This window comes from Desulfobacter curvatus DSM 3379 (assembly GCF_000373985.1).
GTDB lineage: Bacteria > Desulfobacterota > Desulfobacteria > Desulfobacterales > Desulfobacteraceae > Desulfobacter > Desulfobacter curvatus.
This window is the reverse complement of sequence record NZ_KB892901.1, coordinates 132,366-146,806: the sequence shown is the minus strand read 5'-3', so window position 1 is coordinate 146,806 and position 14,441 is coordinate 132,366. Positions and strand designations below refer to the sequence as shown.

Here is a 14,441-nt window from a genome sequence, read left to right as displayed (position 1 = left end):
ATGCAATCGAAAATAACTCATGACAAAAAAATTGATGAGTTGATCGACTGGGAAAATAGTGCTGAAATCCTTGCCTGGCTTGACAGTTTATAAACCACTGAAGCAGCTTTTGCTAGCCTTGGAGGGGTGTGTAGTAAAACAAAAAATTATGTTGCCACTGATTTTTAAAATTTTCAAAATTGTTTTTAACGTGTTGAATTTCAATACAATATTGATTTGCAAGGCACCTGATAGAAAAAGCTTTTAAATTCAGTTGGTTAGGCCAGCTCGCAACATAATGGTATGATTGAACTTATTTTCATAAAATTATTCAGGCCCATATCTTGTGTCTGCCCTGGCCAAGGCTTCCTCGTAAATATCGGTGAAATGAAAAATGCAGGTTTAAAATGGTTGCGGTTTTGGTTGCAGGTTTTATCCAAAAGCAGACAAAAAAAGAAAGAATATAGGGATAGACATCTTGAAACAAAGGCTTTTAGGGGCTTTTACAGCAATAACAACGGCTTTGGGAGCAGGATGTCAGAGGTAAGAAATTGATTCATGGTTAGGGACAAGGAGAACTATACTTGTTCAGTCTGTTTTTTACGATCAACATATGTGCGTAAGACAGCATTAATCCTGGATTGATAGCCTTTTCCCTTGCTTCTAAAGTAAGCCAATATATCAGAGTCTATGCGGATGGATATTAATTGCTTTTTATCGGGCCATTCCACAACGGCATCGGCCCAAAAAGCTTCGTCAGTTTCTGGGATATCTGACAAATCGATATCCTCATCCGGGATATCAGCCTCTAAATATTCTTTTGTAATAGACTTTTTGCTCATTTTTTGTTGCCCTCCTGGCTGATATTATACGTCTTATGTTTGTCTTTTTATCGACATAAACAACGACCAATACAACAAAGCCATCAATTTGCCCCATAGAAATATATCGGTCCTCACCATAATCTTGCCGTGTATCAAGCTTGGTAACTGTAGGACCAAAAAATATTTCTATAGCTTCTTCAAAATCAATCTTATGCTTTTTGATATTTTCTAACCGCTTTCCCTCGTCCCACTCAAATTCAAGATCCATTTTTTATTATCCTTATATTTCAATTATATATTGTATATACACCATGTCAATATATTAAAGAAATTAATCGGAAAACAGCTGAAATTAATCAGGCATGGCAATGGCAAGGGACTGGAAAAACAACCCGAATTGAACGAGGGTCCTAACGGACAAAGCGAGGAATTTAGTTATGGAAGCTCAGTTTTTTTAAAAGCAGTATTTAAAGAGGCGAAATAGGCTTAAGGAAGGGAAAGAAACGCTGGTTCTCTTTTAGCTTCGACAATCTAAGCAGGTCGGCCCAGGGTCTGATCAACACTTGAACACCCAGGCGGGACCACCATCTTTCCAACACATGAACGGGGTAGTTGACAGCCGGATTCTGTAACGTTGCATTACGCTGGGGAGTCATACCCGGCTCAAAGCACACCGTTCTTCACGCTCAATCTAATACGGCCCTCGACATCATAATCTAACTCGCGGCCAAGGCCCATGAACGAAGCGGATTCGATAATCGGTGTTTGTTGCCCTGGAAGAAAATTTTGTAATTTTTCAACTTTTTTGAAAATAAAAACGCCAGATACATAGCCTCTTGAACAATTCTTCATCTGGATAAATATTAAATGAATTTTTCAAATTTTTTCAAATAAAATCGTCAAATTTCATGGTATTTAAACGTTTTGTCTCCTGGGTGAAATTTTTATAATTTTTTGACTTTTTTCAAAATGAAAACGCCAAATATATGGCATTCTGCACGATTTTTCATCTGTGTGAATAGTTAAAAATATTAGCCACTATATCAAAAATTATATTGTCAGATTAAATTCATCGAATTTGGAATGATTTTAAAAAAGTTAGGTAGTTTTAGGCAGGAAATAGAATGTGTAACCGATTGTTTTCTTAGACAAAATTGGCGGAAGCACATGGGAATCGAACCCACAGGCTGTTTTAAATAACCATTCTGCAACTTGCCGTAATTAATAATAATTTTAAACATAAACCTTGTTTTTCACTCTGGTGAAAGTCCGTGAAAGTCCACCATAATCCATCCAAGTTTGAATTATATGGTGAAAGTTTGGTGAAAGTCCTGTGAAAATTAAATCCAATTCTGCCCTCTCCGACAATAACCCCTCTTCTACCTGAGCTGTTTAGGTCATTTTGGCTATTGTCCCGATTGATTATGAATTTAAATTAGTTTGGTTACAAAGATCTCTCAATTGTATTAAGCTTAAAATTTATAAAAGCTACTTATTTAGCAAATATTCTTTATCGGCATCGGGAAAACTCTTCAGATATGATTTTATTTATTTAAAATAAATTATAATTATAGCTCTATAAGAATATATTTTCAATATCACCTATCAAATTTGTTCCGTGCGTTGGCGTGGTCCCCAACGAAATAGTAAGGTCTCAGAAGTCTTTTTATTTTCAAATGATGTGTCATTTGAATTCGGTATTGGATTGGTAAGCCAATACGTTATTAATTTTTGTAAAAAGAGGGAAAAAACATGTCTTTTTTTAACAACAATGATGACGCAGCAAGAATCCAGAATTGCTTGGTCATAGACACTCAAACAAATTGTTGTTTGCCTTTCTACAATTTTCAGGTATCAGCTCTGATACCCCCGTGCAATTATGCTGAGTGTTTGCAGTATCTGATTCACAAACACCCTGACGTACCCTCGTCAGATATTTTTAAATCTCTAATGAATTTTTTTTTCCAGTCAAAGGCAAATACCGCAAAGGTGTTAAAAAACACTTTAACCAACTGTCAAAGCAATGAATGGTCTTGTTGGGACTCACATTATTTGTTCAACCTCACAGATACATCGTATCCTCCATATAGCAAAGGCTCTTGGAAAACTGCTAACAATGGAATTGTTGGGTCAGACTTACTTTCTCTGGTGAGAGTTATCAGGGGAGGATCTGACCTTGATGCACTTGAGTCCGTTGCCGGAGTTATTGGTATCGATTTTACAACAAGGAATACTTCTCAGGTGGAAAAATGGGAGGGGTACAGCTTTATCAGATATCCACATGCATATCCAAATGGAGGTCGTCCATCCATCGTTATAAGCATGTTGGGGACTGCGAATAGAAGATATTGTTTCCATAATGCAAACGGCTGCCCATCGCTTTTTCTGCTGGAATGGGAGATGGCTGGGGGACCTTTACGTCTGTTTTTAACTCTGCAGCAGGATGATCATCATCATCATGGGGGAAATAGATGGGAATTCATCGCTCCGCCCTCTATTTATAGAATTTACAATAAACACCTTATCAAGGCATATGACGGAAAAGAAATCCATATCCACGATGATATCCGGAACGCTGACGATTCAAATACTTACCAGACAGTAGGGACCTGGGCGGGAGACCCGTCATTTGCCTTCAAATTGACATGGACTTTTCTGAAGGGCCGAGTTGTTAAGTATCTTTTCAATCCACAAAACCAGGATTCTTTCAGGATTGGGGCCTATCTGCTTCAGATCTTCCAGGAGATGGGAACAGAATTGCAATTATACGAATATTATAAATAAAGCGAGGAGACAAACGATGGCTATAACTAACCAAAGCTTTGGGGGGGATATCCCCCCTGTTGTTGTCGATTCAGCATTAGATTTGCTGAAGAGCCGTATGAGCTCCATTGCTGAGGCAGAGTTCCGCAACAAGGCGAAAGAACTCCATGGGCTTGATCTCAAACCTGAAGTGGATGAAGAAGACGCACCTTGCTCCATAAATTTTGATGAATTACATACCATTGATGACGAGCCTGATTTCATTGGCTCACCTTATTTCATAAAAGGTGAAGTCTCTCTCGTAACAGCCAAGGCGAATGTTGGCAAGTCTTTGTTTTCAATGCTTATCGCATTAATGCTTTCAACCGGTCGCTCAATCGGTCAGATGATATCAGCTATAAAGCAATGCAAGACATACATTTTGGACGCAGAGATGGCTGAAAAGGACTTTAAGCGTCGTTTTAAGAAAATGTTTGGTAACTTTCTGGACAAAGAGGCTATTACAAACAATTTTCGATACAATTGCCTGAAAGCATTAGAGAAAAAACAAAATATTGACCTTTCAAACCCTGAAGATCAAGCGTGGGTTCGAGAAATGATCGGGGATGCTGAATTTGTTGTATTCGATAACCTTGATCTACTTGTTTCTTCAAGGGCGGTCAATAATCAAGAGCTTTGGAAGAAGGTGTTTACAAATTTTTTTAAAGATCTTGCACTTGAAGGTCGTTCTGTTGTTCTGATCCATCATGAAAATAAAAATGGCGTCCACAGGGGAAGCGGTAAGATAACCGATGATGTAGATGTTGTGCTATCCCTTGTAAAATCTGATTACTGTACGGATGAAGAAACTATTATGGATATTTATACCCAAAAGGGAAGAAACATATACGGCAGTCAACGCAAGCCGCTCAAATTGGAATTCTACCACGAAAATGGCCTAATAAAATACCGAATTGAACCTCACGGAGGAGGGGCCAGTGAGAGTCAATCCGATGATCTTCTTTCCAAGGAAGAAGCCCAGCGGCACCCAATTCAAGTGGCGATGATCAAGGCTGCTCGGGAAGCAGAGGAGAACACCGATCTTGAACCTGAAGATAGGTTTATTCAGAAGAAAGATATTGATTACCGTTTTCCTGGAAGATCCGACACAAATATTAGGGATCATTTCAAAATATTGCGCGATGAGAAGATTCTTAAAATGTATGGTACAGGCAAAGGGGCGAAGTATTACGTCTATCCTGGCCCCAAATCCTTGCCATAGGCATAATTAAAATCCCCTCATTGGATCGTTTAAGGTCTAATGGGGGTATTTGCTTTAAAGTATTCCCTGCTTATCACATCCTCGTTACTGCTGTTGCTCAGCCCCACCACAATCCATATATATGACCTTTTCTCAAAACATATGGACCGAATCATGTTGTTTATGGCATATTTTTGTCTGCGTTTTGGCCTTTAACGCATGAATTGGGGCCGTAATACGGCCTTTTTTAAACACTAAAATATAAAATATTTTGTTATATTATATAGTTGCAAATAATTTTATTGACGACAGGCTATATCCGTTTCTTCGAATATTTTTTGTCAACGATGTTATTCTCAGGAGATCTCTCTCTAAAGAGCCCCTTCCCTGTATATAATAGGGGTGCGGCCCTATCAGATTGATAGTCTTGCATCTTGGTTATTCTTATTATTCAAAGTCTTTCTAAGGTTCTTGACAAAAAGTATCCCAGACCATATCTAATTCCATTAGATCAAATATTCATATCAGAACATTGGAGCCCCATGTCCCTGACTAAACAAACCATTATTGAAAAAATTGCAAATGATCTTGAGCTATCCCCGTCCCATACCAAAGATACCGTTGAAGACCTCTTGGAAATTTTAAAATCGACTCTGGCCTCTGGTGAAGATGTCATGATCAGCGGATTCGGTAAATTTCAGGTTACAGAGAAAGCACAAAGGAAAGGACGAAATCCTGCTACCGGTGAATCCATGATGCTGAAAGGAAGGCGAGTTGTTACGTTTAAAGTTGCTGGCAAATTGAAGGATCGGATAAATTCGAATATAGATAGTGTGGCCCCAAAATGATAGAAGACAAAAAATCCCCTGCCACAGTATCAGAAGCTGTGAACAGGCTTTTATCGGATCTGTCCCTTGAAACCAAACGTCAGGTCCAGAATACCAGCGAAGATGGATTGATCAATTTCCACTTAGGACTTGGTGCAGGCATCCGGAATGAATTCGGTTTGTGGGAAAAGGATTCAAAACTTCTGGAAGACTGTAAAAAAATCGCTGAAAATCCTATCCTCCATGTTGATGATGCAGCCGGGATCATTATTAAGGCTCTTTGGGAACGGTTGCAGGAATACCCGGCACCCAAAATCGTTTGGGATAAAGATAAATAAAATATGACTGACATCCCTCTAAGCTTTTTCTATCGCCTCTTCACATTCCGATGGGATCATAAATCTAAAATTGCCGACAATGCTGTTATCTCAGGTTCAGAGAGATTAGAATATGGCCAGATCAAGGCCAGGCCGGAATTGGATAAAGGTTTTTTCTGGGCAGATATTATATTTCCTTCTTCTACAAATGGACCCTTTAAAATTTCTGGTGTCAGAAAAAAAGATGCACCGAATTTTTTTGATTCAATTATTTACGGCATCCAAGCTTACCACCAACAGGTACTGTCTCCATACTGCGATCAGATATCCCAAAGTTATCAGGCTTTTAAAAATCTTTTCAACGGAAGCTATGTCAGGCACAGTGCCATAGAAAAATGGAAACAGAAAAGCGAAAAGATCTATCAGAACTTGGATAATGATTTTGCGCTTGAGAACCTCCCAGAGAGCGAGGGCAAACAAGCCCGAGAATTCATTTTATTGGCATCGCAATCCCATACCCTTCGAGAGGATGAAAATCAAAAGTTCATAACCAGTGAACTACAGAAATACGGTGATTTTTTTGATTCAGTTGAAAACAATCCATTAACGGAAAGCCAGCGGAAAGCATGTGTTGTCAATGAAGATAATAATCTGGTATTAGCTGGCGCGGGCTCAGGAAAAACTTCCGTTATCATCGCGAAAACAGGCTATCTTATTAAATCTGGTTTTGCAAAACCACATGAAATATTGATCCTGGCATATGGGCGGAAAGCCAGCAAAGAAACAGACGAACGGATCAAAGAAAAACTGCCGGACATCGAAGGGGTTAAAGCCAGCACCTTTCACAAACTGGGGCTGGATATCATTGGCTCGGCAACCGGTAAAAAGCCATCGGTTAGTAAATTCCAAGAAGATTCTGCTGAATTCTATGCGTTAATCAACCGGATCGTTACAGAACTGACTCAGAAAGATTCCACCTACAACCAGCGGGTGATTGATTATTTCGTTACTCACTTGATTCCGTATAAAAATGAATTCGATTATGGAGAACAGGGTGAGTACTTTGCCGCCATGAAGGATGGAGACGTTAGATCCCTTAAATCCCGACTTCAATGGGCACAAAAAAGAAATGGGATGACATCTTTAAAACAAGAGCAACTCAAAAGTTTTGAAGAGGTTGTCATTGCCGACTTCCTATTCGTCAACGGAATCGAATATCAATACGAAGCTCCTTATAAATATGATACTGCGACTTCTGTTAAAACCCAATATCATCCTGATTTTTATCTACCGGAATACGACATTTACATTGAACATTTCGGAGTGGATCGGAATGGTAATACCGCGCCATTCGTTGACCAATTTACATACGAAGTTGACATGGAGTGGAAAAGACGCCTGCATAGAGAGCGTGGTACCATCCTTGTAGAAACATTCAGCTACCAGATGCAGGAAGGAACACTTACAGACGACTTATTCTCAAAGCTTGAGGTGTTGGGGGTTCGGTTTTCCCCCATGTCATTTGAACAACTTTTGTCATTATTGCATGAAATAAAAGAAGAGAAAAAAGCCACTGAACTCACCAGGCTCATTGTTAACTTTTTAGATTTATTCAAACAGTCTGGGCTTTCTTTCGAGTTAGTAAGGAAAAAGGCCAATCAGAATCGGGAAAAAACTCGGTGTCATGCCTTTTTGGATATCTTTGAGCCGATACTTTCTGCATATACCAAAGAATTGAACAGAACCAATAGTGTTGATTTCAGCGATATGATCAGGAAGGCAACGGATTGTGTTCAGTCTGGACAATATAAACCCAGGTTTAAATACATCTTGGTGGATGAGTTTCAGGATATATCGGCTATCCGGGCAGATCTGGTTAAAGCCCTTGTAAATAAAGGGGAGGATACGATTTTAACCTGCGTAGGGGATGACTGGCAGAGTATCTACAGGTTCAGCGGATCAGACATCAGTTATACAGGGAAGTTTGACCAGTATTTTGGTCATACAGAAAAGGTCCTGTTGGATAAAACTTTCAGATACAACGATAAAGTCAACGCCTTCTCGAAAACGTTTATAATGGAGAACCCGGCACAACTTGAAAAGGCGATCACGGCACATAGCACTATATCCGGAAATGGAATTACCCTTGTGGGTTATTATCAGGATAAAGGCAACGCCGTGCTACAATGTCTGGAGCAAATAAGGGAGATACATCCCGATCCTGCGACAGTGTATATCCTTGGCCGATATGGATTTACCAAACCAGAACATTTTGAGAATTTTAAAAACCAGTATCCAGAATATAGCATCTTATTTGAGACAGTCCATGGGAGTAAGGGAAAGGAGGCTGATTTTGTTATTGTGGTGGATGTTAATAATGCCAAATATGGATTCCCGTCAAAAATAAATGATGATTCGTTGCTGGATTTGGTTTTGCCGTCCGAAGAACCTTACCGTTTTGCTGAAGAAAGACGGCTTTTTTATGTAGCATTAACCAGAACAAAAAAGCATACATTCGTTTTATATGACGTTGATGCCCGGTCTGCTTTCATAAAAGAAATTATTGGGAACAAAGGTAAATATCATTTTGATGCATTTATGACCAAAGGAGCGGAGACCGCACCACCAGACTATGGTACTTGCCCTGTTTGTAAAGCAGGTAAAATTACCATGCGTGTTATGCGTGATGGCAGCTTCTTCTTTGGTTGTGGTAATTATCCTTTCTGTGCCTATAAAGCCCTTACATGTAACGTCTGTAATAAAGCGCCCATGGTTAAAGAGGGATCGTATTATCACTGTATAAATCCGGAATGTGATTATACAGCTAAAGCATGCAAAAATTGTTCTGATGGGGTTTTAACTGAACGAAATGGTAAATATGGTCGGTTTCTTGGCTGCTCCAACTTTGGGAGAACAGGGTGCCGGTATACGGAAAAATTTCACTGAGCTTTAACAAAAGTATCGAACGCCACATGGATAAAGGCTTATCAGCCACAATCATAGACAAATTGTTGGGTTTGCTTTTACTTAAAAAAAATCCCAGAAATTAGCTTTATCTTATCGTATCTTGTGTCCTCCTTATAAACCTAAATTTATATTTTGATTAGCGATCAAGGCGTTAGGGTAAAATTTCGGTTGTCCAGATATGCAGCCACCCGATTTTTTCCATTGTGTTTGGCATGGTATAAAGCTTCATCAGCTTGGCGAACCAGAGTCGCTTGCTGGTTATTCTTGGGATATTCAGCCACACCAAAACTGCATTGCTGACGACCTGCTTCTCCAAAATCGTGGGCGTCCACAATCCGCCTGAGCTTGTCTGCTACGGCAATCGCATTTTTTAACGTGGTTTGAGAAAGTAGAATACAAAACTCTTCTCCACCCCATCTGGCAAATACATCTCCTTTCCTGATGTTCTTAGAGCAAATGGTTGCTACCTGTTTAAGAACAGAATCCCCTACCAAATGTCCAAAAGTATCATTCACTGACTTAAAATTATCAATGTCTAAAATAATTATGGAAAAGGTGTAGCCATGACAGTTTCCTTTTTTTATTTCTATAGAGAGAAGCTTATTAAACATTGTTTTGTTGTAGCATTGGGTAAGACCGTCCGTGCGCGCCTGTTTTTCCTCTATCTTGAGTTGAGTCTCAATAATTGCATTTGCTTCCAGTAATGGAGTGGCATCATATATCAGAATGGCAACTTGGGTGTCATCCAGAGTATTGATAACGCAATCCTGGCGCATGAAACGAAAAATAGATTTCGTAATTTTTTTCAGTTTGATTGGAATAACGTATTTTTCCACGGATGCGTTCATGAAAGATGGGGATTTTAGAGTGAACGCGATACGGATTTTACGTTTTAGGATGGAAAATGAAGTATCTGGAAACAATTCTGGCAAGCGCTTTCCTTGTGCTTTTTTTTGACTGATTCCTGTACGAACGGACAGCCATCTATTCCAGAACAGTAACTTCAAATCCTGATCTGTAATGATAACCCCATTTTCCAGAGCATCAAGAATGTCAGTTTTTACAAAGGTCACGTATTCTCCTCTATGAACGCATATAGGCTTTTCTTTAGCCAGATAAACATTTCATCATCGAACAGAATGAACAGATGACCGGTGATCTGCTCCTTCTCGAACTCCAGGAGGGTGGAAATAATAAGCACCTTACTATAGCCAACTTTTTCCTGGGCTATAAGTAGCCGGTTATTTAATTCGATGCTGGGCGGTAAAAACGAGACGACCGAATCTAAAAGCTCGGCCAGTTTACCAATACAAGAAACTCCCAGTATATTGGCAATTTCCATGATACTCTGCCGGGTTTCTGTATCATCTTCTTTCTGGTCTGTGCATACTCCTTCCAGCAGACAAATTATGTTTTGCATATTATAAGCACTTTGCTGGTCTATGACAAAAAGGATTTCTCCTTCAAAAGCGCCCTTAAACATCTGTGTGGTAATGTATAGGTTTGCTTCATTATCGATTTTACCGAGGACTACATATTCGACATCTCCAACAGAAACGATCTGAATTCCGGGAACCTTCAATCGGGCAAAGCTGTCAAATAGATCTGCAATTGCCGCCGTGGCGGAACCATATGAAATATTGATCAATTCTGCCAATGCTTCTTTAATTTCGCTGTCAATCATTTTCAGAAATCCTTCATTGAATAGTAGCAAGGATTTGTACTATACGGCTTTCATCTATGGGTTTTTTTTCAATGCCCTTTGCGCCTAGAGCTATAATCCGCTCCCTGGCTTTAGCCTGGATATCGGCTGTGACAACATAGACTTGAGCATCCGGATCATAGGCGCGGATAATTTCAAGGGCTTTAAAACCATCCATTTCTGGCATGGTCAAATCTAGAAAAGTAATATCGGGTTTGATCTCCTTGTACAATTCCACAGCTTCCCGACCGTTCGTTCCCAGGAAAATTTTTGAACTGTTTTTCACATTGTCAGGGATGCGTTTTATAATCATAGCTCGTGATAATTTAGTATCATCAACAATCAAAATTTTCATAGTTTTTCTCCAATGCCTGTCAGCGATGATCTGAATATGTCATAGAATAAAATCATCGGAGTGAAACTGTTGCATCTTCTTCGTGAAAATAATCATTTAAAACTATGTTCACCATCATTCTTGAAGGTTAATTCCCCAATATGCGTGAAACATGAGACTTGGAAATGCACAGTTTGAACCCGTCGGATTTTATTCATTTTGGCACTAACACCAATGCCAATTCGAATTTTATTAAGTATAGCACAATTTCCATATTTTTATCCAAAGAAAAGAGCATGAAATGGTTGAAATAAAACCATTAAGAAAAACGAAAACGAGCAATGATGGTATGATTCATTTCCCAACCCATTAAGAAAAAACCGAGCAATAACAAAAGTAAGGCTGGTGGGAGCGTCCCACCAGCCTTCTATTTTCATTCAGATATGGACCTGATAATTCAGGACCTTTTCTTCCAGGCGGTTGGCTAAAAATTCACTGCCGGATCTGAGTTCATCCAAAATCAATTGAGCTTCTTTCATATATTTTTTCTTTTTGTCCTGATTCCAGTATGAGGGAGGTGGCTGAAGATTCGTGATCCGATCAGCCATCTTGACCAACCAGATCTCTTTCGGTTGCAGTTTGATCCTTTTCAGGCTGTCCTGCATCTGTTCCTGCTTCTCCATAGTTTTGTCCTTGGTGAGAGCAAGCACCCCGTCAGCAACACTTTTACCGAATTCTGATAATATTTCATCATAGGTAGTATCTGTGTCTTCGATGGTATCATGCAAGATGGCTGCTTGAACGGCCAGATCTCCATCCATATTGTTTTCGTAATTAAGGGCGGCCATGACTTCCATGGATACCATGCTGAGGTGTGCCAAATATGACCATTCGGTATCGGGAACTTTTTGACCGATATGCTTTTCAGCGGCAAACCGGTATGCAGCTATATACGAGTCCTGTGACCAGTTGTTGGTTCTATCTTTCATAAAATCTCACAGATGATGCCTTTTACATGCTCATAGATACCTGGGGATTTGCTTGCACTCCGGCCTGCAACATTGAGTACCTGGATATTATTCTCCTGAATCCATGCTTTTATGGTGGAGGAAGGCTTTAATGCAGTGTCCAGGTCTATATGAAGAAATGGTTTTTTATGCTGAACTGCAAATTTTTTAGTCAATGCGGAACCGGTCGTTAATTTTCCATAAGTGAAAATAATGGTGCCATCAAAATCAATGACGTTTTGTTCAGTTCTTTTAGGATAGCCGCCTCTGGGCACTTCAGTCAGTTCTGTATACTTTTCCGGTACGGTTCCATCTTCAGCTTTTCTTCCCTTCGGTATCCAACCGCCATATTCAACACCGGATTCTATGGCCGCATCTATTCCCGCCCTGTCAGCACCAGTCTGTGCGCCGGATATGATTTTTTGGATCATTTGGTTATTTCCCTATCTCCAAATAATTGCCTCTACTGAATAAATTTATTTTTATTGCCCTGGAGTTTCTCCATTCGCCGGGCTCTTTCACGTTCCCAGTCATCAACCGGATCTGATTTATCCCAGGCCTCAAATAATTTACGGTTCTTTTTGCTGATAACGCCATGACCGGGGTAAGCATCGTCCATATAAAAATATATCCGCGCTATGTCACCTCTGATCTCAGGCCGGGGCTCTGCTTTCCGGTCTTCTATTTCCATGTCACAGTTGCCAAAGCGCCGGGGTTCGCCAGGGATCATGGCATAAGAATAGTTGGACCGTAAAGCGTTGACCTGTCCGGTTGCAGGGACCAAATTGTACATGTCACTTTGCATGTATCTGTATTCCATGTTGACCTTTTCAGCACACTTCCTGCCCTTAAATGATTTCCCTTTTCTGTCCACACAGCCCGGATCACCTTCTCTCCATTCCTTAAAGGACTGACCAAAACTTTGGGCTGGCACTACATGTTCCCACTCTATTCTTTGAGAACGCTTGAAATGCTTGGTATCCGGGCTGAATTTGTCTGATTTGATGATGGATTTATCTGGTGTGAACGGACATCCACAATAAAACGTTTCCCGGTGATCAAAGTACACTTGTTTGAGAAGCATCTTTTTAGCTTTGGAAAATGAATCGTTAGTGGTGTTGCCGCCAGCAAATGAAATCACGGGGATTAGATAAAACAAGATTGCTATAAATGCCATATACTTTTGCCCTAAGCTTAACTTTGAAAATTTCATATTGCTTCTCTCCGGTTTGCAATTTTTTAACTGTATCGATATTGAAAATCGTTTTTGCATTAATTCAGTCACACTATATTATAGTAAATCAATTAAGTTAAGTCTTGCAATTCTACCTAAATTCACTTTCATCAGAGATTATTTTTAATAGGTTATTGATAATACCTATTATCTCTTTATTATAATATCTCTATTCTCTCTTTATTATTGTCATTATTAAACAGCCTTTAACCAATCTTTAAGACGGTGGTCGTTTATTCCTTCTATTCTCTCCTCATTTATCCTTTTTGATTACCCCATGATCTATCTTAATTATTGTTTTAATTTTGATTCATCTTCAGGACGTATCCTAACCATCCAAAATAATTATTCATCTATCTACATAGAATTGTCCTTCAACGAATTAAAAAATATTGCGAATAATTATTTCATACACAATAAAGCATCCAAATATGAATTACAAAAACACAAATTAAAGGAGACTATTATTATGTCTATCACGTATGATTCAACCTACAAAGATTCACCCATTTTAACCAACGAACAAAAACAACAGGGATGTCATACCCACATATTAAACAAAACGCATACGATGCTTGAAAATGCCATATCCAAACACAACAAAGTTTTTTGCACAAAATTTGATTTAAAATATCCTTTAGGGTACCAACCTCCTCAAGGCAACCAGCATATTTCAAAATTTATGTCATCTTTTAACAAAAACCTTAAAAGACAGAAATTAGATCCTCATTCAATATGGGTAAGAGAGCGCACATCGAACGATCGTCATCATTATCATGTCGCCGTTATATGCGATGGTAATAAGATTCAATCTCCTTACAAGATTAACAAATTAGCAACGGAGCATTGGCAACGAACTATAGGTTCTGACAACGAAGGCCTGGTTACATATTCCAGTAAAGATGAGCAAGGCAATCCTTTACCATGTAGCCACAAAATACGAAGGAACTCTGAAGATTTTAAACAGTCTTTTGATGATTGTTTCAGGCATTTATCATATTTATCTAAAGACAGAACTAAAGGTTATGCTCCATATCGTACAAGAGAATATGGTTGTTCAAGATTACCTAAATAGCATACGTTATCTGTTATCTGTTATCTGTTATTTAGTTGATATTTTATTTATAGCATTTTCTGTATTAAGAACGATGGAAGATATATCGATATTTAGACTTTAAAATCTTCATATCTTCCTCGATATATGCAGGTTTTATAAAAACCATTTTGCTCTCTCATTTGAGCCGTAT

At 39.1% G+C, this 14,441-nt stretch carries 14 protein-coding genes; 6 read left to right on the top strand and 8 right to left on the bottom strand.

Annotated elements, in window-relative coordinates; all coding sequences use genetic code 11:
• Positions 1–557: 557 nt before the first annotated feature.
• Both B147_RS0101395 and B147_RS0101390 read right to left on the bottom strand, forming a co-directional pair.
• Entirely contained in the window at positions 558–821 is a 264-nt protein-coding gene (locus B147_RS0101395) for a BrnA antitoxin family protein (RefSeq protein ID WP_020585473.1), read from the bottom strand.
• Positions 781–1,071, bottom strand: a complete 291-nt coding sequence (locus tag B147_RS0101390) for a BrnT family toxin (RefSeq protein WP_020585472.1) — start codon at positions 1,069–1,071, stop codon at positions 781–783. The genes B147_RS0101395 and B147_RS0101390 overlap by 41 nt, the downstream gene beginning before the upstream one ends.
• Positions 1,072–2,855: 1,784 nt before the next feature.
• Between B147_RS0101390 and B147_RS0101385 the strand changes: the two genes are divergently transcribed.
• The 5 genes from B147_RS0101385 (at position 2,856) to B147_RS27080 (ending at position 8,896) form a co-directional block, all read left to right on the top strand.
• Positions 2,856–3,587 (top strand): hypothetical protein, encoded by a 732-nt coding sequence (locus B147_RS0101385; protein ID WP_157237717.1) that lies wholly within the window; start codon positions 2,856–2,858, stop codon positions 3,585–3,587.
• A gap of 16 nt (positions 3,588–3,603) precedes the next feature.
• On the top strand, positions 3,604–4,827 hold the full coding sequence (locus B147_RS0101380) for an AAA family ATPase (RefSeq protein ID WP_020585470.1): 1,224 nt from the start codon (positions 3,604–3,606) through the stop codon (positions 4,825–4,827).
• Positions 4,828–5,348: 521 nt separating this feature from the next.
• Complete coding sequence (locus tag B147_RS0101370; protein ID WP_020585468.1) at positions 5,349–5,654, top strand: integration host factor subunit alpha; 306 nt, start codon at positions 5,349–5,351, stop codon at positions 5,652–5,654.
• Positions 5,651–5,971 (top strand): DUF6794 domain-containing protein, encoded by a 321-nt coding sequence (locus B147_RS27085; RefSeq protein ID WP_020585467.1) that lies wholly within the window; start codon positions 5,651–5,653, stop codon positions 5,969–5,971. Before B147_RS0101370 ends, B147_RS27085 begins: the two co-directional genes overlap by 4 nt.
• 3 nt (positions 5,972–5,974) lie before the next feature.
• A complete protein-coding gene (locus B147_RS27080; protein WP_020585466.1) occupies positions 5,975–8,896 on the top strand; it encodes a UvrD-helicase domain-containing protein in 2,922 nt (973 codons plus the stop codon).
• Positions 8,897–9,060: 164 nt separating this feature from the next.
• On the opposite strand, the gene B147_RS0101355 is transcribed toward B147_RS27080, so the two are convergent.
• From B147_RS0101355 to B147_RS0101330, 6 genes are all read right to left on the bottom strand, one after another.
• On the bottom strand, positions 9,061–9,990 hold the full coding sequence (locus tag B147_RS0101355; RefSeq protein ID WP_020585465.1) for a GGDEF domain-containing protein: 930 nt from the start codon (positions 9,988–9,990) through the stop codon (positions 9,061–9,063).
• Positions 9,987–10,601, bottom strand: a complete 615-nt coding sequence (locus B147_RS0101350; RefSeq protein ID WP_020585464.1) for a hypothetical protein — start codon at positions 10,599–10,601, stop codon at positions 9,987–9,989. Before B147_RS0101350 ends, B147_RS0101355 begins: the two co-directional genes overlap by 4 nt.
• Before the next feature lie 13 nt (positions 10,602–10,614).
• Positions 10,615–10,974 carry a response regulator gene (locus tag B147_RS0101345; protein WP_020585463.1) on the bottom strand — a complete coding sequence of 120 codons (360 nt, stop codon included), beginning with the start codon at positions 10,972–10,974 and terminating at the stop codon, positions 10,615–10,617.
• A 416-nt stretch (positions 10,975–11,390) separates the two neighbouring features.
• Positions 11,391–11,942, bottom strand: a complete 552-nt coding sequence (locus tag B147_RS0101340; protein WP_020585462.1) for an HD domain-containing protein — start codon at positions 11,940–11,942, stop codon at positions 11,391–11,393.
• Positions 11,939–12,391, bottom strand: coding sequence for a putative molybdenum carrier protein (locus tag B147_RS0101335; RefSeq protein WP_020585461.1), 453 nt, complete (start codon positions 12,389–12,391; stop codon positions 11,939–11,941). The genes B147_RS0101340 and B147_RS0101335 overlap by 4 nt, the downstream gene beginning before the upstream one ends.
• A gap of 32 nt (positions 12,392–12,423) precedes the next feature.
• Positions 12,424–13,173, bottom strand: coding sequence for an endonuclease I family protein (locus B147_RS0101330; protein WP_020585460.1), 750 nt, complete (start codon positions 13,171–13,173; stop codon positions 12,424–12,426).
• Between the two features lie 490 nt (positions 13,174–13,663).
• Here B147_RS0101330 and B147_RS30825 point away from each other — a divergent pair, with 490 nt between their 5' ends.
• A complete protein-coding gene (locus B147_RS30825; protein WP_157237716.1) occupies positions 13,664–14,269 on the top strand; it encodes a YagK/YfjJ domain-containing protein in 606 nt (201 codons plus the stop codon).
• The last annotated feature ends 172 nt before the right edge of the window (positions 14,270–14,441 follow it).

What these genes read in the sequence shown, in the direction of transcription:
- B147_RS27080 (WP_020585466.1), top strand. Translation starts at nt 5,975, where the DNA reads ATGACTGACATCCCTCTAAGCTTTTTCTATCGCCTCTTCACATTCCGA.
- B147_RS0101335 (WP_020585461.1), bottom strand. Translation starts at nt 12,391, where the DNA reads ATGATCCAAAAAATCATATCCGGCGCACAGACTGGTGCTGACAGGGCG.
- B147_RS0101370 (WP_020585468.1), top strand. Translation starts at nt 5,349, where the DNA reads ATGTCCCTGACTAAACAAACCATTATTGAAAAAATTGCAAATGATCTT.
- B147_RS0101345 (WP_020585463.1), bottom strand. Translation starts at nt 10,974, where the DNA reads ATGAAAATTTTGATTGTTGATGATACTAAATTATCACGAGCTATGATT.
- B147_RS0101390 (WP_020585472.1), bottom strand. Translation starts at nt 1,071, where the DNA reads ATGGATCTTGAATTTGAGTGGGACGAGGGAAAGCGGTTAGAAAATATC.
- B147_RS0101395 (WP_020585473.1), bottom strand. Translation starts at nt 821, where the DNA reads ATGAGCAAAAAGTCTATTACAAAAGAATATTTAGAGGCTGATATCCCG.
- B147_RS0101380 (WP_020585470.1), top strand. Translation starts at nt 3,604, where the DNA reads ATGGCTATAACTAACCAAAGCTTTGGGGGGGATATCCCCCCTGTTGTT.
- B147_RS0101330 (WP_020585460.1), bottom strand. Translation starts at nt 13,173, where the DNA reads ATGAAATTTTCAAAGTTAAGCTTAGGGCAAAAGTATATGGCATTTATA.
- B147_RS0101350 (WP_020585464.1), bottom strand. Translation starts at nt 10,601, where the DNA reads ATGATTGACAGCGAAATTAAAGAAGCATTGGCAGAATTGATCAATATT.
- B147_RS30825 (WP_157237716.1), top strand. Translation starts at nt 13,664, where the DNA reads ATGTCTATCACGTATGATTCAACCTACAAAGATTCACCCATTTTAACC.
- B147_RS27085 (WP_020585467.1), top strand. Translation starts at nt 5,651, where the DNA reads ATGATAGAAGACAAAAAATCCCCTGCCACAGTATCAGAAGCTGTGAAC.
- B147_RS0101340 (WP_020585462.1), bottom strand. Translation starts at nt 11,942, where the DNA reads ATGAAAGATAGAACCAACAACTGGTCACAGGACTCGTATATAGCTGCA.